The organism is Sinosporangium siamense (assembly GCF_016863435.1).
In the GTDB taxonomy this organism is placed as follows: domain Bacteria; phylum Actinomycetota; class Actinomycetes; order Streptosporangiales; family Streptosporangiaceae; genus Sinosporangium; species Sinosporangium siamense.
The window spans coordinates 18,104-35,667 of the sequence record NZ_BOOW01000019.1; the positions used below are offsets into that span (position 1 = coordinate 18,104).

15 protein-coding genes and 1 riboswitch are annotated in these 17,564 nt (G+C 68.0%); of the genes, 11 read left to right on the forward strand and 4 right to left on the reverse strand.

The window, feature by feature from the left end:
- Nucleotides 1–264: 264 nt before the first annotated feature.
- Complete coding sequence (locus Ssi02_RS15215) at nucleotides 265–2,502, reverse strand: copper-translocating P-type ATPase (protein WP_204026019.1); 2,238 nt, start codon at nucleotides 2,500–2,502, stop codon at nucleotides 265–267.
- A gap of 195 nt (nucleotides 2,503–2,697) precedes the next feature.
- Between Ssi02_RS15215 and Ssi02_RS15220 the strand changes: the two genes are divergently transcribed.
- The 5 genes from Ssi02_RS15220 to Ssi02_RS15240 all read left to right on the forward strand — a co-directional run bounded on the left by Ssi02_RS15220 (nucleotide 2,698) and on the right by Ssi02_RS15240 (nucleotide 8,536).
- Nucleotides 2,698–3,561 (forward strand): DMT family transporter, encoded by an 864-nt coding sequence (locus tag Ssi02_RS15220; RefSeq protein ID WP_204026022.1) that lies wholly within the window; start codon nucleotides 2,698–2,700, stop codon nucleotides 3,559–3,561.
- 281 nt (nucleotides 3,562–3,842) lie between these two features.
- On the forward strand, nucleotides 3,843–4,610 hold the full coding sequence (locus Ssi02_RS15225; protein WP_204026023.1) for a nuclease-related domain-containing protein: 768 nt from the start codon (nucleotides 3,843–3,845) through the stop codon (nucleotides 4,608–4,610).
- 253 nt (nucleotides 4,611–4,863) lie between these two features.
- Complete coding sequence (locus tag Ssi02_RS15230; protein WP_204026024.1) at nucleotides 4,864–5,706, forward strand: DUF4253 domain-containing protein; 843 nt, start codon at nucleotides 4,864–4,866, stop codon at nucleotides 5,704–5,706.
- Between the two features lie 320 nt (nucleotides 5,707–6,026).
- Nucleotides 6,027–6,157: riboswitch (cyclic di-AMP (ydaO/yuaA leader) on the forward strand.
- Nucleotides 6,158–6,461: 304 nt separating this feature from the next.
- Nucleotides 6,462–7,430, forward strand: a complete 969-nt coding sequence (locus Ssi02_RS38715; protein WP_239128928.1) for a hypothetical protein — start codon at nucleotides 6,462–6,464, stop codon at nucleotides 7,428–7,430.
- A 221-nt stretch (nucleotides 7,431–7,651) separates the two neighbouring features.
- Nucleotides 7,652–8,536 (forward strand): alpha/beta fold hydrolase, encoded by an 885-nt coding sequence (locus Ssi02_RS15240; protein WP_204026025.1) that lies wholly within the window; start codon nucleotides 7,652–7,654, stop codon nucleotides 8,534–8,536.
- Between the two features lie 85 nt (nucleotides 8,537–8,621).
- Here Ssi02_RS15240 and Ssi02_RS15245 read toward each other — a convergent pair whose 3' ends face one another.
- Together Ssi02_RS15245 and Ssi02_RS15250 are read right to left on the reverse strand one after the other, a co-directional pair.
- Nucleotides 8,622–8,864 carry a hypothetical protein gene (locus Ssi02_RS15245; protein ID WP_204026026.1) on the reverse strand — a complete coding sequence of 81 codons (243 nt, stop codon included), beginning with the start codon at nucleotides 8,862–8,864 and terminating at the stop codon, nucleotides 8,622–8,624.
- A 268-nt stretch (nucleotides 8,865–9,132) separates the two neighbouring features.
- On the reverse strand, nucleotides 9,133–10,437 hold the full coding sequence (locus Ssi02_RS15250) for a DUF4032 domain-containing protein (protein ID WP_239128929.1): 1,305 nt from the start codon (nucleotides 10,435–10,437) through the stop codon (nucleotides 9,133–9,135).
- A gap of 456 nt (nucleotides 10,438–10,893) precedes the next feature.
- On the opposite strand from Ssi02_RS15250, the gene ngcE reads away from it, so the two are divergent.
- The 6 genes from ngcE to Ssi02_RS15280 all read left to right on the forward strand — a co-directional run bounded on the left by ngcE (nucleotide 10,894) and on the right by Ssi02_RS15280 (nucleotide 16,111).
- Nucleotides 10,894–12,348, forward strand: coding sequence for an N-acetylglucosamine/diacetylchitobiose ABC transporter substrate-binding protein (gene ngcE, locus Ssi02_RS15255; RefSeq protein WP_204026027.1), 1,455 nt, complete (start codon nucleotides 10,894–10,896; stop codon nucleotides 12,346–12,348).
- Nucleotides 12,349–12,352: 4 nt separating this feature from the next.
- The gene (locus tag Ssi02_RS15260; RefSeq protein WP_204026028.1) at nucleotides 12,353–13,270 is read left to right on the forward strand and encodes a carbohydrate ABC transporter permease; all 918 of its coding nucleotides are present in this window, start codon (nucleotides 12,353–12,355) and stop codon (nucleotides 13,268–13,270) included.
- Nucleotides 13,271–13,273: 3 nt separating this feature from the next.
- Nucleotides 13,274–14,179 carry a carbohydrate ABC transporter permease gene (locus tag Ssi02_RS15265; RefSeq protein ID WP_204026029.1) on the forward strand — a complete coding sequence of 302 codons (906 nt, stop codon included), beginning with the start codon at nucleotides 13,274–13,276 and terminating at the stop codon, nucleotides 14,177–14,179.
- A gap of 84 nt (nucleotides 14,180–14,263) precedes the next feature.
- A complete protein-coding gene (locus Ssi02_RS15270) occupies nucleotides 14,264–14,557 on the forward strand; it encodes a 4a-hydroxytetrahydrobiopterin dehydratase (RefSeq protein WP_204026031.1) in 294 nt (97 codons plus the stop codon).
- Between the two features lie 142 nt (nucleotides 14,558–14,699).
- Nucleotides 14,700–15,287 carry a superoxide dismutase family protein gene (locus tag Ssi02_RS15275; protein WP_204026033.1) on the forward strand — a complete coding sequence of 196 codons (588 nt, stop codon included), beginning with the start codon at nucleotides 14,700–14,702 and terminating at the stop codon, nucleotides 15,285–15,287.
- 71 nt (nucleotides 15,288–15,358) lie between these two features.
- Nucleotides 15,359–16,111 carry an SDR family NAD(P)-dependent oxidoreductase gene (locus Ssi02_RS15280; RefSeq protein WP_204026035.1) on the forward strand — a complete coding sequence of 251 codons (753 nt, stop codon included), beginning with the start codon at nucleotides 15,359–15,361 and terminating at the stop codon, nucleotides 16,109–16,111.
- 588 nt (nucleotides 16,112–16,699) lie between these two features.
- On the opposite strand, the gene Ssi02_RS15285 is transcribed toward Ssi02_RS15280, so the two are convergent.
- On the reverse strand, nucleotides 16,700–17,554 hold the full coding sequence (locus Ssi02_RS15285) for a spermidine synthase (protein ID WP_239128930.1): 855 nt from the start codon (nucleotides 17,552–17,554) through the stop codon (nucleotides 16,700–16,702).
- Between the last annotated feature and the right edge of the window lie 10 nt (nucleotides 17,555–17,564).

Below are 17,564 nucleotides of genomic sequence, written 5' to 3' on the forward strand. Positions count from 1 at the left end.
CGGCGGCGCCGCCGCGCTCGGACCAGGATCCCAGGTCTCGGCCCGGCCGTACATGATCGCTCAGTTCTTATTTCCCGCCCGGCCACGATGTGCGGGCCGGTTCTGTACGGCTTGCGCCGTACCGGCCGGGGCTCTTGCCTTGGCGTGGGAAGACCGGTCTTCGCCGGGGGCAGGCCTGCCGGCCCAGGTCCAGGGCCGCCTGCACGGCGAAGGGGGATCCGTGACATCCGCACGGATCCCCCTTTTTTCCGCCTTCCCGCCCGGTCAGCCGTGGAGCCTCACCCCGCGCAGAAGCTGCGCGTTGAGCGCGACCACGATCGTGGACAGGCTCATCAGCACCGCACCGACCGCCGGGGCGAGCGTGATGCCCCATCCGGCGAGGACACCCGCGGCCAGCGGGATGGCGGCCAGGTTGTAACCCGTGGCCCAGGCGAGGTTCTGCAGCATCTTGCGATAGCTCGCCTTCGACAGGCGGAGGATGCCGAGCACCCCGCGGGGGTCGTCGCTCGCGAGCACCACACCCGCCGACTCGATGGCCACGTCGGTGCCGGCGCCGATCGCGATGCCGACGTCGGCCCTGGCCAGCGCGGGGGCGTCGTTGACACCGTCGCCGACCATGGCCACCGTGAGACCGCGCTGCTTGAGCTCGGCCACCTTGGCGTCCTTGTCCTCGGGGAGCACCTCGGCGAAGGTCTCGTCCACGCCGAGCTCGGCCGCCACCGCCTCGGCCACCTGACGGGCGTCACCGGTGATCATTACGACCCGTTTGCCGAGCGCGTGCAGCTCGCGGATCGCCTCCCGCGACTCGGGCCTGATCGCGTCCTCCAGTGCGAGCGCTCCCACGACCCGGCCGTCGGCCACCACGTGGAGCACGGCGGCGCCGCGCGCCCGCCACTCCTGCGCGGGTAGCTCGGCCAGACCCAGCTCGCGCAGGAGGGCGGGGCCGCCGATGGCCACCGTGCGGCCGTCCACCTCGGCCTGGACGCCGCGGCCGGTCATCGAGCGGAAGCCCGAGGCGATCGGGAGCGCTCCCGTCTCCTTGGCCGCCGCCACGATCGCCCGCGCGAGCGGGTGCTCGCTGTCGGCCTCGACCGCCCCCGCCAGCTTGAGCAGCGAGGTCTCGTCGCCGTCGACCGCGTGGACGCCGGTCACCTCGGGCTCGCCCTTGGTCAGGGTGCCGGTCTTGTCGAACAGCACCGCGTCGACCGTGCGCATGCGCTCAAGGGCCAGGCGGTCCTTGACGAGGATGCCGCTGCGGGCGCTCATCGCCGTCGAGATCGCGATCACCAGGGGAATGGCCAGCCCGAGGGCGTGGGGGCAGGCGATGACGAGGACCGTGACGGTGCGCTCGACCGCCTCGCCCAGCTCGCCGAGGAGCGCCCAGACCACGAAGGTGAGCACACCGGCTCCCGCCGCCACATAGAAGAGGAGCGCCGCCGCCCGGTCGGCCAGCGCCTGGGCGCGCGACCTCGACGCCTGAGCCTGCTCGACGAGCCTGCGGATGCCCGCGAGTGTCGTGCCCTCGCCGACGGCCTCGATGCGCACCCGCACCGCGGAGTCGGTGGCCACGGTGCCCGCCACGGCCCGGTCGCCCACGCCCTTGGTGACGGGACGCGACTCACCGGTCAGCATCGACTCGTCGAACGCCGCCTCACCGTCGATGATCAGCCCGTCCGCCGGCACCCTGCCGCCCGAACGCACGAGCACCACGTCGCCCTCGCGCAGGTCCGACACCGGCACGCTCTCGGTGCCGTCGGGGGTCACCCGGTCGGCCTCGTCGGGGAGCAGCGCCGCCAGCGCGTCGAGTGCGCTCGACGCCTGTCCCAGCGCTCGCATCTCCAGCCAGTGGCCGAGCAGCATGATGTCGATCAGCAGCGCCAGCTCCCACCAGAAGTCGAGCTGGAAGTAGCCGAACGCGGTCGCGAGGCTCGCCGCGAAGGCGACGGCGATCGCGAGGCTGATCAGCAGCATCATGCCGGGGCGGCGGTCCTTCGCCTCCTGGAATCCGCCGGTGAGGAAGGGCTGCCCGCCGTAGAAGAACACGATGGTGCCGAGCACCGGGGCCAGCCACGCAGAGCCGGGGAAGTGCGGCGGGGTGAAGCCGAACCACTCCTGGATCATGTGGCTGTAGATGATGATCGGCACTGTCAGGATCAGGCTGATCCACAGACGGTCCCGGAACTGCGCGGCGTGGTCACCGTGCCCTCCGTGCGCGCCATGTCCGCCGTGACCCCCGTGCCCGCCCTGCTCGTGTGTGCCGTGCGCGGCGGCATCGTGCGCGGCGTGCTTGGCGTGCCTGCCTTCCCGTCCCGTGGACACGGCGGCGGCGGGTGCGGCATGGGCGGCGTGGTCACCGTGACCTTCGCCGTGTGCTCCATGGCCGCCCTCTCCACCGCGGTGATGGCGACCACCGGGTGTGGCGTTCGTCACGTCTGTCTCTCCGGCGTGGTGGGTGTCCCGGTGGGCGCCGGATTCGTGGGCGTCCGGCTGCTGGGGTCGCATTCTGCCTCCTCAATCCGCTGCCAGTGATATACCCCCAGGGGGTATCTTCGCAAACAACGACTCCTACCAGCACTATTCCCGGGGCCCTGAGCTCAATCCTGAGATGGCGATCGAGGTCACCCAAAGTCCTTAAGCTGTGGGGGTGACCCTTGACACCTGTCCTTATAGCCCCCTGCGCAGATCCGGTGCTCGCCCATGACATGGGTGGGGGTGTCCATCGCCCTCGTCGGCGCTCTCGGATATGCGCTCGGCGCGGCATTGCAGCAATACGAAGCGGTTGAGCTCGGAGCCTCGCTCAAGCTTATGAGACGCCCGAGATGGTGGATCGGCGGCATCATCGGTTTCACCGGCGCCTGCCTCCACGCCGTCGCGCTGAGCTTCGCCCCCCTGGTCGCGGTTCAGCCCGTGAGCGTCGCGACCCTGGTGTTCGCGGTGCCGCTGGCGGCGATGCTCCACGGCAGGAAGCCCCACCGCGCGGAGATCCTCGGCTCGGTCGCCGTGACGGTCGGCCTGATCGGCATCATGCTGCTCGTGCCCGAGCACGACGCCAAGCCTGTGCTGTCCGACCGGTCCGCGCTCGCGTTCCTCGCCACGATCCTGGTCATCGCCGTGCTGAGCAACCTCGTCGCCCGCAAGGCGCAAGGCCCCACCAAGGCCCTGCTCCTCGCCATCGGCGCGGGCGCGGTCACCGCGACGGTCTCGACCTTCGTGCGGGTCGTCGGCGGTGGTTTCGAGGGGGACTTCGGCCACTTCATCCACTGGTTCAGCCTGGTCATCCCGATCATGTTGATGGTCGCGGTGGTGCTGCTCCAGCATTCGTACGCCGTGGGCTACTTCGGCATCGCCTACGCGGGTGTGCAGGTCGTCGACCCGATCACCTCCGTGCTCGCCGGCGCGATCCTCCTCGGCGAGCCCCTCCCGTCAGGCGTCGGCAACGTGGTCCCCGCCATGCTCGCCGCCGCTCTGCTCATCGGCGGCACGGTCACCCTCGGCCGCCTCACCCCCGACCGCTCACACAAGGTGGCCGTGACCGAACCGGTCAAAGCCTCCGTGAGCTAAACACACTCCACGACACGAGCGACGGGCCCCGGCGGCTCGACAGGTGTCACACGGTTTCCAGGAAAAGCGCCCCTGCCTGGCACGGCCGCGGTACGGCGGGAGCCCAGGCGGAGGCGGGCGGAACCCGTGGCGGCGTCCCAGAACCTGGCTTAGGTGTGTTAATTCCATCACCTTTGCCGCGAGGGTGATGCGAGGCGGGTGCCTGTGGGTATTTCATTGCCGGTGGATCTTCATCGTGGCAGATCCGTGACCTATTCGACCCTTATTCTCGGGGGTTCGCTGTGCCCGGCGGATCAATCTATGTGCCCCGCGACGACAAATTCACCGGTCAGTCGCCTCCGCAGATGTACGAGAAGTTCTGGGTCGAGGCCAGCCAGGCGCGCCAGCGGTCCAGGGCCGTCAAGGCGGGCTTCGGGGCCGTCGCCGGATTTCTGCTGGCGCTGAGGTTCTCCATCCCGGCGCCGGTGATCGTCGCGCTTCTCGTCGCGGCGGGTACGGCTGCGGTCGACCTGTTCCTGGTGTGGCACGCCCACCGTGCGACCGCCGTGTGGCGCGGCGCGCGCAGGGGCGAGGTCATCAGTGCGCGGCGCCTGCGCCGCGGTCTCACCAAGCACGGCTACCGCGTGCTGAACGGCCGCGCCATCCGCGGCAAGACCTCGATCGACCACCTGGTCATCGGTCCCGCCGGCGTGTGGATCGTCGACAACGAGGCATGGGGTCCCGACATCGACATCGCGACCTACAACGGGCGGCTGTTCCTCGGCGAAAAGTACGGCTCGAAGGAGGCCAAGGGCCTGGTCGACGCGGCCGAGGCGTTCTCCGAGGTGCTGGTGCGCGAGGCGGGGATGCCGGTGACCATCGAGCCGCTGCTCGCCGTGCACGGCGGTGTGCTGCCGCGCGGCGGCATGGTGAGCGCCGAAGGGCTCACCCTGCTCAAGCCGCGGCTGCTCGCGCGCTACATCCTCTCCCGCGAAGACGAGGTGCTCACCGAAGAGCAGGTCGAGCTGCTCGCGCGCACGGCGGCACGGGAGCTCCAGAAGCTCAGCTGATCCCGGCCCGGACGACGCCGGCCCCGTGACCTCACCCCGGTTCGAAGCGAGGCGCCCGGTGCGGTGCCACTCCTTTCGCGATGCTCAAATCCCGGCAGTGGGGTGGCACAAGTGCACTGTCGTGAGCCAAGGTATACGAGTGGTCGCCGGGTCTCGCCTTCTCCTGCCGGGGGTGGGCCATGCCCGGCCACATTCCCCGGCACTACCATCTCCGGAGCACCAAGATCCTGTTGACCGGCACCGGAACGACCAAATGGATGATCATGAAGAGGGTGAGCGCCCCGACCCCGCGGGTGATCTGTGCCACCTGTTCGCCGATGAGCAGCCGGGACGGACGTTATCGGTCGAGCTTCCACAGGGCTCCCTCGTCTGGCCCGATCCCGACTATCTCGAACGGGTGCCGGCGCGGCCCGCGTTCTGGCTCAGCGACGAGCCGGTCACGGGCGAGCTGTGGAGCCGTCTGAGAGCCGACCATCCCCGTTCGGGGCTCTGGCCGCTGCTGCTTGACGACTCCGCGCAGCCGTGGTGGGCGGGGCAGGTGGCCCCCGAGTCCGCCGCTGAGATCGACAACTACAGCGCTTCGGCGTTCATGTATGAAGTCTGGTCCGACATGCTGGACCCGCTCCGCACGGGCCCTGATTACGATCTGGGGGACCTCTCGCCCTTCGAGGGATTGTGCCCCGGGTTAGCGGCCCCCGGCCGTGTCATGTACGACCCCGACGCCCTGGCCGACGCCTGCGCCCGCGCCCTTGACGGAGGCGGCACCCCGCTCGGCCTCGTGGCCGCCTCGCGCGGCGCCGACAGCCTGGCCGTCATGGGCTGGCAGGGGGCGCTCAACCACAACAAGTGGACGGCTCCGCTGGCCGCCGTGGTGCGCAGTTGGGAGGAGCGCTTCGGCGCCCGCATCGTACGGCTGGGCTTCAACACCATGGACTTGAGCGTGGCCGCCCCTCCGGTCACCACACGCCATGCTCTGCATGTGGCGGCCGAGCACTGGACTTTCTGTCCGGACAACGTCTACCAGGGGCCCGGCACGCTGGAGGACTACGCCGAGGTGATCCGCGGCCGTACGGTCTGGTCATTCTGGTGGGATTAGCGGAGATGATCGTGAATCTCTTTTTTTTCTGCCCAAACCACTGCCGTATCGGCAACATCTCCAGTAACTCTGGTCACAGAGGTATGGGCTTTGAGAATCGTGCGATCGATCTTGGGGGAGTCCGGTAGGCGGCGCGTTTTTCCGGGTTTTGCGGTGATGCCAAGTCCTCCAGACCCTGATCTACCCGAGGTTTTTGCCTTCGGCCCGCAGAAGGTAGATCTTCTGCCCCTTTCATGGCGTTCCGTTTGCTTTGTCCGGTTTTCTCTGTAGAGTCCATAACCAACGTAAGCGGTCGGTGAGCTCGACCTTCAAGAGAAGGCGGCCGACCGGCGCCGAGTCCCGAAAGGGAGCCGGGGACCCAAGATCCTTTGGGGTGAATCCGCGTCAGCGGTAGGGCTAAACCTCCAGCCCGAACCCGTCAGCTAACCCGGTAGGCGTGATGAGAGGAGACACCCCCATGCGTCAACTTCCACCCTCACCGGCAGGGTCAGGCTCGTAAGCCTCCCAGTCCCATCGCGAGCCACATGCCCGATGGGACCCCGTGAGCCCCATTGCTCCAAGGTGGGCTGCGCCTGACCAGGTAGATCCACCTGAGTTCCGAGTCGGTCACTCCGGCCGGTGTGGCGCATGAGGCGGCTCCCCGCTACATCTACATCCCCCAAATCGTTATCAAGCCCCCCGTAGGCGTGTTTCGCACTGTCTTGGTGCCTTTTGCCCGGTGGTCCTTGGTTCGCAGCTCCCGTGAACGCGGCCCCGTGAACGCGCCCGGCCACGCGTCGTCCCCCTCGACGTCCTGGCTCGTCCTGTTCCCTCATGAAAGTGCCCCCATCGTGGTGTTCAGTCTGCGCAAAAACCGTGTCCTGCTGTCCTCCTTCCTCGGCATCGCCCTCACGGGCGCGGTGCTCACGGGCAGCGCCACCGCCTCCCACGCCGACTCCGACCAGGTACTCCTTCAGGGCTCGACCAAGGCCTCCTACTTCTGGGACGACGCCTCGGGCCGCTTCGGCGACACCGGCCTCCCCGCCAGCGGCAAGCCCATGCAGAAGGGCATGTTCGCCAGCCCGAGCTGGCCCCTCGGCACCGAGGGCTACGTTGTCTACAAGGGCAAGAAGGCCCCCTTCTTCATCGGTGACCGCGGTCCCGGCATCCCCTCCAACAACGGGGTCATGCTCGACATCGACGCCAAGACCTTCGCCGACCTGACCGGCGGCCGGTTCAACACCAGCACCCTGATGGTGAACGGCAACGGCGGCCTCGGCCACATCAACGTCGACTACGTCGTGACCAAGTGGGGCAAGGGCTACGGCAAGAAGAACCACCCCGTGGCCTTCTCCACCGGCTGGTACAAGCGCTTCGACCGCAACCCGGCGACCCCGCCGAAGGTCGACACCGTGCCGCTGAGCGCCGAGGTCGAGAAGTCCGCCGCCAAGAAGGCCGAGAAGGCCGAGAGGGCCGGGAGGGCCGAGAAGGCCGAGGAGCAGGCGGTCGCCGCCGAGTCCACCCCCGTGACTCCTGCCGCCGAAGGGGCCGCCCCGGCCCCCGCCCAGGACAGTGTGAACCTGAGCAACGCGGTGGCGGCGGCTGTGAAGACCCCGGCCGACCATTCGAACGGCATCCTGAGCCTCGCCGTCCTCGCGGCCTTCACGGCCCTGGCCGTGGCCCTGTTCCTCACGCGCGAGCGCCTGAGGGTTCTCCTGGGCCGCCGAGGCGGCAGCGAGAACTGACACGCCGAGGGCTCCACGCCCACCGGGACCACACAGCGGGTCCGCTGCGAATCGCAGCGGACCCGCTGCGGTTCGTTATAGCCCCCAAGCCGCCGCCGTGTGCCCGCTGGGCAGTGGATTTTGGGGGTGCCACTTCTGCGTGTCTGGTGCGGGTTGGTCTTGCTTTGCCGTATAACCGAATGAGATTCTGTCCGGGCGAAGGGATGGGACAGGGGAGGGCTATGAGCAAGCGTGCGCCTGTCAACGGCATTGAGATCGTTTATGAGACGTTCGGGCCGTCCCACGGGCGCCCGCTGCTGCTGATCATGGGGCTCGGCTCGCAGATGATCCACTGGGATGAGGACTTCTGCGAGGCCCTGGTGGATCTCGGGCATTATGTGGTGCGGTTCGACAACCGGGACGCGGGGGAGTCGACCCACCTCGGCGACGCGGGCGCACCGGACATCCTCTCGGCGGTGACCGGCCACGGCCAGGCGGCCTACCTGCTGGACGACATGGCGGACGACACCCTGGGCCTGCTGGACGTCCTCGGTCTGCCGAGTGCGCACCTCGCGGGCGTGTCGATGGGGGGCATGATCGCCCAGACCCTCGCCATCCGCGCTCCCCGGCGGGTGCGCAGTCTGACCTCCATCATGTCCACCCCCGATCCGAAGGTCGGCTGGCCCACGCCTGCGGCCATGGGGGCACTGATGTCACCGCCCTCGCCGAACCGGGAGGCCGCGATCGAGCGGGCGCTCGGCACCTGGTCGCTGATCGGTTCGCAGGGCTATCCGATGGATCGGGAGCGGATCGCGCGGGTGACCGGTCTGGCCTACGACCGCTGCTACGACCCGGAGGGCGGGGCCAGGCAGCTCATGGCGGTGCTCTGCTCGGATGACCGTACGGCGGGCCTGCGCGGTCTCGACGTGCCCGCGTTGGTGATCCATGGTGAGGACGACCCGCTCATCCAGATCGCCGGGGGGCGTGCCACGGCGGAGGCGATCGCCGGGGCGAGGCTGATGACCTTTCCAGGGATGGCCCACGACCTGCCCCGGGCGCTCTGGCCCGCGATCGCCGGCGCGATCGCCGAGCTGACCGCCGCGGCCGAGCGCGAGACGGTCGCCTGAGGCTTGCCGGAACTCGTTAACGATGTACGGCCCGCGCCCCGCCCGTGCGCGGGCCGTACATCCCCCTCCGGTTGGCCGGGGGTGGTCACCTCAGGGAGCGCAGCGCGTTCCGCAGCCGGATGAGCAGGGCCATGTCGGTCGGGTCACCGCTGATCTGGGGCCAGTCCGCACTTTCGGGCGCGTAGGTGAAGGCGCAGCGGGGAGCGGGGACATGCCGGGGGCCCGCCTGCTCCGTGCGTCGGGGCAGGTCCTTCATGGCGGCGTGCATGGTGGGCTCCCTCTGGGGTCTTCCGGGCATGGCCGACAGTCCGGGTTCGTGATTCAGCACCGAAACTCCCTCGCCATGGACACGGACCGTCTCACACTTCCGACCCGACAGCGTAGGTGCCGTTGATGAAAGACGCCCTGTCAGCTTTCCGGGGGAGTTATCAGGAGAAGAAAGGATCGATTACTCGGTGGAAAGAACCACACCCGCATGGGTCCGGACCGCCGAATCGCCTCGGTACCCTCCGCGGGAGTATGTAGGAATTTCAATATTTATGTCTATTGATGGCAGTGTGTCCGGTTTAGGGGGTGGAGATGGCTAGACGTGAGGATCACTCGTATTCGTTGTCGGGGAGGAGTGCCTGCTCGTCGGGCTTATAGACCAGCACGTTCGCGACATACGACTTGACCGAAGGCTCCAGCCCGACATCGCGCCCCGCCGACTCCGACAGAAACCAGCGGTGGTCCAGCAGCTCGTGGAAAAGCTGGGCCGGAGTGAGCTTCCGCCGCAATTCTCCCGGCACGCTGTCCACCGCGGGGTGAAACACCTCGGCCAGCCATCGGTGCGCGACGATGGCCTCGTCCTCGTGCCGCAGGTTATTCGCCACCCTGAACGAGTCAAGGTCGTTGAGGAGCCTTCTCGCCTGATTCTCCTCGACGTCGAGGCCGGTGAGGCGCAGCAGTCTGCGCTGGTGGTGCCCGGCGTCGACCACCTTCGGGCGCACGACGAGCCGGCCGGTGCCCACCTTGCGCCGCACCATCATCTCGGCCACGTCGAACCCGAGGGAGTTGAGCCGGCGGACCCGCTGCTCGACACGGTGCCAGTCGACCTCCTCGATGATCTCGTCCTGGGTGATCTCCGCCCACAGCCGCTGGTAGCGGTCGCAGATCTGCTCGGCGATCTCCATCGGGTCGATCGAGGGGTCGAGGAGCCCGCCCGCTTCAAGGTCGAGGAGTTCGCCGAAGATGTTCGTGTGCGCCACGTCGATGTCGTGGGCCCGCTGCCCCTCGCTGATCATCGGGTGGAGTTCACCCGTCTCGGCGTCGACGAGATAGGCGGCGAAGGCGCCCGCGTCGCGGCGGAACAACGTGTTCGACAGTGAGCAGTCACCCCAGTAGAACCCGTTCAGGTGCAGCCTGACCAGGAGGACGACCAGGGCGTCGACCAGGCGGGTGAGCGTGTCGGGGCGCAGTGTGCCCGACATCACCGCCCGGTAGGGCAGGGAGAACTGCAGATGCCTGGTGATCAACGCCGAGTCGAGGGGTTCGCCGGCGGCGTCGGTGCGGCCGGTGATGACGGCGACGGGCTCCACCGACGGGGCGTCCAGCCGGGCCAGGTCCCAGAGCAGGCGGTATTCCCGCTTGGCGTAGCGTTCGCTGATCTCCTTGATCGCGTACACCTTGCCGCTCAGCCGGGCGAACCTCACCACGTGCCGGGAGATGCCGCGAGGCAGCGCGACGAGGTGGTGGTCGGGCCACTGCTCGAGGGGGATGTCCCAGGGGAGGCGGATGAGGTCGGGATCGCTGGGGGCGCCGGTCATCTGCAGGGAGGCCGCGTTCGGTGCGGCTCCGGGGGTGAGAGCCGGGGGGCGGGGGACGCCGCCGCCGGTTCCGCCGGCCGGCTGAGAATGGCTCACCTTCACTCCATCTTTGGGCTTCGTCAGGGTTTGGGGCCTATGGGGTGACTGTCGACGTAAATGGTGGCATGGGAGTCAACGACGGTATCGGTGTGGGCGCGCCTGGCGTGGCTGGGGCGCGCGAGGGGGCGCTCCGGGGGTGGGTAAGGGAGCGATGCCGTACATCACTCCTGTCTATCCCTGCATCAGCTTTAACGGTCTAGACCAGCACGTGCCGCCTTTTTAGCGGACAAAAGTCTCATGAGAGGACAAAAGCATGTCCGATTGCGGGTGATTATCGACTTTCGGTCCCCGACTCTGGGGCTTTCCGCTTGTATGAGGGAGGGAGTGCCAGGTCGGTCACAGCTCGGTCTAGACCGCACTGTTCCTCTTGACGGGGCTTAGTTGGGATCCGTACTTTCAGGCCAACGTTTAGGAAACTTTCCTATTTGATCCTGTTCTCAGGAGGGCTGCTGCATGTCTCACTCCGCCGGAACGCCCAACGAAATCAACCGGCGGCAAGCGCTCCGCCGCATCGGCCTCACCGCGTTCATGGCCGGCCCCGGGGCCGGCCTGCTGGCCGCTTGCGCCACGACCGGTGGCACCTCCGCGCCCCCCTCCGCGGCACCGAGCGCCGCCGCCACCTCGGCGGCCAACCCCTTCGGCGCCGGCGCCTCGACCCCGCTTGAGGTCGTCATCTTCAGCGGCGGTTACGGCGACGCCTATGCGACCGAGGTCCACCAGCCGCTCTACAAGAAGGCGTTCCCCCAGGCCGCGATCAAGCACGTGCCGACGCAGCGCATCGGCGGCCAGCTCCGCCCCCGCTTCGTCAGCGGCGACGTGCCCGACGTGGTCAACAGCTCCGGACCCGAGCCCCTCGACACCTCAGCCTTGCAGCAGGCGGGTCACCTGGCTGACCTGACCGTCCTCTTCGACGCGCCCTCCGTGCACGACCCGAGCAAGAAGATCAGGGACACGCTGGTCACCGGCACCATCGAGGAGGGGCTGATCAACAACACGCCCCACATCCTCAATTACACGGTGTCCCAGCGCGGCCTCTGGTACAACGGGAAGCTCTTCGCCGAGAAGGGCTACCAGGTGCCGACCACCTGGGACGCGTTCCTCGCGCTCTGCGAGCAGCTCAAGGGCGCGGGCATCACGCCCTTCGCCTACCCCGGCCAGGTCGGGCCTTACTACCAGACCTGGAACCTCCTCTACACCGCCGCCAAGATCGGTGGCAACCAGGTCCTCATCGACATCGACAACCTGGTCGACGGGGCCTGGCAGAACCCCGCCGTGCTCCAGGCGGTGAAGGCGTGGGCGGACCTGCAGACAAAATATGGCGACAAGGCCTACTTCGGCCTCAACCACACGCAGACCCAGATCAAGCATCTGCAGGACAAGGTCGCGTTCTACCCGACCGGGTCCTGGCTCGAGAACGAGATGGCCAAGGAGATCCCCGAGGGCAAGTTCGAATACGCCGTCATGCCGATCCCGAGCGTCACCGCGGCCGACAAGATGCCCGCCGAGGCCCTTTTCGTGGGCACCGGTGAGAACTTCTTCGTCTCGGAGAAGAGCAAGAACAAGGCCGGCGGGCTTGAATATCTCCGGCAGATGTTGTCCCTCGAAGGCGCCAAGGGCTTCACCGAGAGGACCAAGAGCCTCACCGTCGTGATGGGGTCCTCCGAAGGGGTCGAGTTGCCTCCGGGCATCCGGAGCGCCGCCAAGGTGCAGGAGGCCGCGGGCAAGAACATCATCACCTCCGCACGCTTCGAGGGGTGGTACCGCAAGCTGTGGGATGCCTCCCAGACCCAGACCAACTCCGTCATGGCCGGACGGATCACGCCGGAGCAGTTCTGCGAGAACATGCAGAAGAAGGCCGACGAGACCAAGAAGGACAGCAAGATCGCTAAGCAGTCGCGGAGCGTCTGATCCCATGACGAGGCGACTGCGCGAGTACGGATTCATCACCGGTTTCCTCGCCGTCCCGGTGATCCTCTACGTGGGTTTTGTGATCAGCCCATACATTCAGGCGTTCTACATCTCGTTAACCGACTGGCGGGGAGTCTCGGAGATCCCGAGTTTTGCGGGCTTCGGCAACTACGTTCGGTTACTCGATGATGAGGTGTTCTGGCAGGCCGTTCGCAACCACGGGTTACTCCTGATCGCGCTGCCGCTTCTCGTGCTCTCCATCGCGCTCTTCTTCTCCTTCCTCCTCAACCTGGGCGGGGGAAGCAAGGGGGGCCAGATGCAAGGCGTCTGGGGGTCGAAGTTCTACCGTGTGGTGTTCTTCTTCCCCCAGGTGCTGGCCGTCGCCATCGTTGGCGTGCTCTTCCAGTCGGCCTACCGCCCCGACGAGGGCGGCATCATCAACGGTGCGCTGATCGCCCTCGGCTTCGAACCGGTCGGATGGCTGACCGAGCCCTCCATCGCCTTCTGGTCGATCATCGGGGTCATGGTCTGGCAGGCCGTCGGGTTCTACGTCGTGCTCTTCTCCGCGGGCATGGCGGCGATCCCGAAGGACGTGTTCGAGGCCGCCGCGCTTGACGGCGCGGGAAGGTTCCGGCTGTTCTTCAACATCACGCTGCCGCTCCTGTGGGACACGCTGCAGGTGGGTTGGATCTACCTCAGCATCGCCGCCTTCGATGGATTCGCCCTCGTCCAGGTCCTCTCCATCGACCGCGGCGGACCGGACAACTCGACCGCGGTGCTGCCGCTCGAAATCTGGAAGACGGCCTTCAACTACTCCGAGTTCGGTTACGCCTCGGCGATGGGTGTCGCGCTGTTCTTCATGACGATCACCTTCGCGGTTCTGGCCCTGCGTGTGTCGCGCCGAGAGAAGATCGAGTTCTGACCCATGGCGATCAAAACTGAGAACGCGAAAAGCGCCAAGACGCCCACGCGCGCCGCACATGCGGCTCCGCGGCGCCGCGCCAAGCCCAACCCCCTGACGGGGCTCGCGCACGCGGCGCTGGCGCTCTGGGGCATCATCACGGTCGGTCCGCTGCTGTGGACCTTCCTCTCCTCCTTCAAGACCAATACGGAGATCTTCGGAAACTCCTGGTCGATGCCTCAGGAGTGGCGTGCGGAGAGCTGGGGGAGAGCCTGGGAGACCGCTCAGGTCGGTAAATATCTCCTCAACACCGTCATCGTGGTCAGCGCAGGCACGTTCCTTACGATGCTGTTCGGCTCGATGGCCGCCTATGTCCTGGCGAGATATACCTTCCCCGGCAGCCGGCTCGTGTACGTCATCTTCGTCTCGGGTCTGGCCTTCCCGGTCTTCCTCGCGCTTGTGCCGCTGTTCTTCGTGGTGCGCAACCTTGGGCTGCTCAACACCCACACGGGACTCGTCCTGGTCTATGTCGCCTATTCCATGCCGTTCACCGTGCTCTTCATGACGGCCTTCTTCAGGAACCTTCCCACCTCCGTGGGGGAGGCGGCGATGATCGACGGGGCGTCGCACACGCGGACGTTCTTCCAGATCATGCTGCCGATGGCCAGGCCCGGCGTGATCAGCATCACGATCTTCAACGTACTCGGCCAGTGGAACCAGTACCTCCTGCCTCTGGTCCTGCTCGCCGACAACAAGGAGAAATGGGTGATCACCCAGGGCATCGCCGACATCTCCGTGATCGCGGGATACGAGGCCGACTGGCCGTCCCTGTTCGCGGCGCTGAGCATGGCGATCATCCCGATGATCATCGTCTACGTGGCGTTCCAGCGCCAGATCCAGTCCGGGCTCACCTCGGGCGCGGTCAAGTAGCGGCTGCCGCACGCCGACCGGGCTTCCGCCGTACGGCACGAGCCCGGTTGGCGTCGCCCTTGTGCTCCGTGATGTCCTAATGCGATGAAGCTGCTAGACGACGACACGGTGAACGAGCGCCTCACCGCACTGCCCGAGTGGCGCCGCGAGGGCGACGAGATCCGCCGCACGGTGACCGCACCCGACTTCCCCGCCGCGATCCGCATCGTGGACGACATCGCGGTGCGCGCCGAGGAGGCCAACCACCACCCGGACATCGACATCCGGTGGCGCAAACTCCACCTCGCCCTCACGACCCACGACGCGGGCGGCCTCACCGACAAGGACTTCGACCTCGCCGGGGTCATCGACCGGATCGCCGCCGGCCACGGCGCCTGACCACCACTCGCGACCGGGCCGGTGACGCGCGGAGCACCGGCCCGTGTCCAGGGGCTTTCCACGCCCCCGATCGTGACTGTGGGTGACAATGTGATTACTCTAGGGGTGATCGTGTCGTACGCACGCCCACGGAGGAGATCGAATGCGCCGCCTGTCCATGCTGCTGCTGGTCATGTCGACTGCCGCCTGCGGAGCAACGCAGACCTCCACACAAGGAGCCCATGACCCCACCCCGGCACCGACGAGCATCCGCCTCGTCGGCGGTGGCGTCTTCGTGCCCTACACCGAGGGCGTCGACGCCGTCGTCTACGACCCCAAACTCGCGCCCAAGGGATCAAACGCCACGGTGACCGTAGAGTCTGTCGACTCCACCACCGTCTCGACACTCACCGTCAAGAAGTTCAAGCCGATGCGCACCTACGGCGCACACCTGCACACCAAGCCCTGCGGGGCGAAGCCCGACGACTCCGGGCCGCACTTCCAGCACGACCACTCGCACACGCCCGGCATGCCGTCCGAGCACCTCGCCAACCCGCGCAACGAGGTCTGGCTCGACTTCACCACCGACGGCACCGGCTCGGCCACCGCCACGGCCCGCCAGGACTGGTCGTTCCCCCCCGACCGGCTGCCCGGCTCGCTGATCATCCACGAGCGCGCCACGACCAGCCAGGGCCCAGAGGCCGGTACGGCGGGAGCCAGAATCGCCTGTCTCACGCTGAAGAGGCAGTGAGGTCCTGCCGTTGATGTCCTGGTGACCTATCGTCTGCCTGGTAAGCGAAGGTTACTGAAGGGCACTCAAGGGTGAAGCTCAAGGACAAGGTGGCCATCGTCACCGGCGGCGCGTCCGGCATCGGGCGTGCGACGGCGATCCTCTTCGCGCGGGAAGGCGCGGCCGTCGTGGTGGCCGACATCGACGCCGCGGGGGCGGCCTCGGCCGCCGAGGAGATCGTCGCCTCCGGCGGCCGGGCGGTTCCCGTGACGGCCGATGTGTCAGACGACGACGACTGCGCCCGCATTGTCGCGACCGCGACGGACACCTTCGGCCATTTGCATGTGTTGTTTAACAACGCCGGGATCATCCGCCGGGCGGACGCCCTCGGCATCACCGTGGCCGAGTGGGACCTGGTGATGGCGGTCAATGTGCGGTCGGTGTTCTTGATGTGCCGCCACGCCATTCCCGCCATGACCTCCGGCGGGGCGATCGTCAACACGGGCTCCGGCTGGGGCCTCAAGGGCGGGGGCAACGCCCTGTCCTACTGCGCCTCCAAGGCGGCGGTCGTCAACATGACCCGCGCCCTGGCCATCGACCATGCCAAGGCCGGCATCCGGGTCAACTCCGTCAACCCCGGCGACACCGACACACCCATGTTGCGGGAGGAGGCGCGGCAGCTCTCCGAGAAGTGGACCGCCTTCGCCGCCGACGCCGCCGACCGCCCCATGGGCCGCGCCGGCTCACCCGACGAGATCGCCCGCGCCGTGCTCTTCCTCGCCAGTGAGGACGCGAGCTACATCACCGGCAGCGCCCTCGTGGTCGACGGCGGCGGCCTCGCCTGACCGCAAGGCTCCGCCGTACGCGCTATAGGCGGCGGGCAGGCGACGGCCTGCTTCGGCAGCCGGACCGCCACATTGTCATCTGCGGCGCGCCGTCGGCGGCCGGGCTCTTCAGTTGCCGAAGATCGTGGATGGGGGGACGGGGGCCAGGACGGGCTGGCCTTCGTGGATGGGGGCGGCGCCGGCGGCCTTGCTCGCGGTGCGCCTCCACGGGCCGTTCTGTGAGCACCGCGGTGCCCAGGAAGGTTACGGGAAAGGCCACCACCGCCCCGCATGACGGGCGACCCGCCCCGGCCCGGCGGGCGGATCGCCCTGGAGCGGGCGGAGGTGCCGGGGCGGCAGGTCGGCCCCATCGGGGGAAGGCCGATCACCTGCTGGACGTGCGCCCTACCTCAGCCGCCGGACCTGCGGCTTCTCACCCGCGGCTGGAGGGCCGCCTCGGTTGCACCTTCCTCCGCCTGCTCCTAGTGGGCCGGGGCGGTGGTGGCGCCGCCGGCCGTCCACTCCTCAGTGGTGTCCACTGCAGGATGGGCGCCAGGTCGGTGATCCCCGCCCGCATCGTCGGAGTACCGGGCGGGTCTTCCCAGGAGGTCAGTTGCCGAAGATCGTGGATGGGGGGACGGGGGCCAGGACGGGCTGGCCTTCGTGGATGGGGGCGGCGCCGGCGATGAAGTTGGTCAGGGCTTCGCCGTAGGTGCAGCGGGCCTGGTTAAGGCCGCCGGCGGCCTGGCGGGTGAGGGTTTCGAGGGGGAGTTCGCGGGTGGAGGCCGCGACGATGAGGTTGCCGAAGCGGCGGCCCCGCATGATGCCGGGCTCGGCCAGCAGCACCGCGTGGGGGAAGACGCGGCGGACGGTCGCGAGGACCCGCCGGGTGAAGGGGAGGCCCTTGCCGTCGGCCACGTTGATCAGGAGGGTGCCGCCGTCGCGCACCACCCGCGACACGCCGGTCATGAACTCGACGGTGGCGAGTTCCACCGGCATGACCGCGCCGCTGAACGCGTCGAGGACGAACAGGTCGGCGGAGTCGTCGTGGAGGCCCCCGACGGCGCTGCGGCCGTCGAGCACGCGCACCTTGAGCCGGGGCACCGACTTCAGCCGCAGCTGTTCGCGGACGAGTCGCACCAGGCCCTCGTCCGGCTCCACGACGATGTGCCGGGAGCCGGGGCGGGTCGCCGCGAGGTAGCGCGGCAGGGTGCAGGCTCCGCCACCGACGTGCACGACGTCGAGTGCCCCGGGGGGCAGGGCGTCGATCACGACCGCCATGAGCCGCACGTATTCGAAGTCGAGGTAGGTGGGGTCGTCGAGGTCGACGTATGACTGCGGCACGCCGTCCTTGCTGAGCACCCAACCGCCCGGCCGGTCGAGATCCTGCAGCAATTCGATCTCGCCGAAGGTCACGGTGTAACGACCGGGCATCGGTTCGCGGGTGTCACGCCTGGCGGCCAACTTAGGCCCC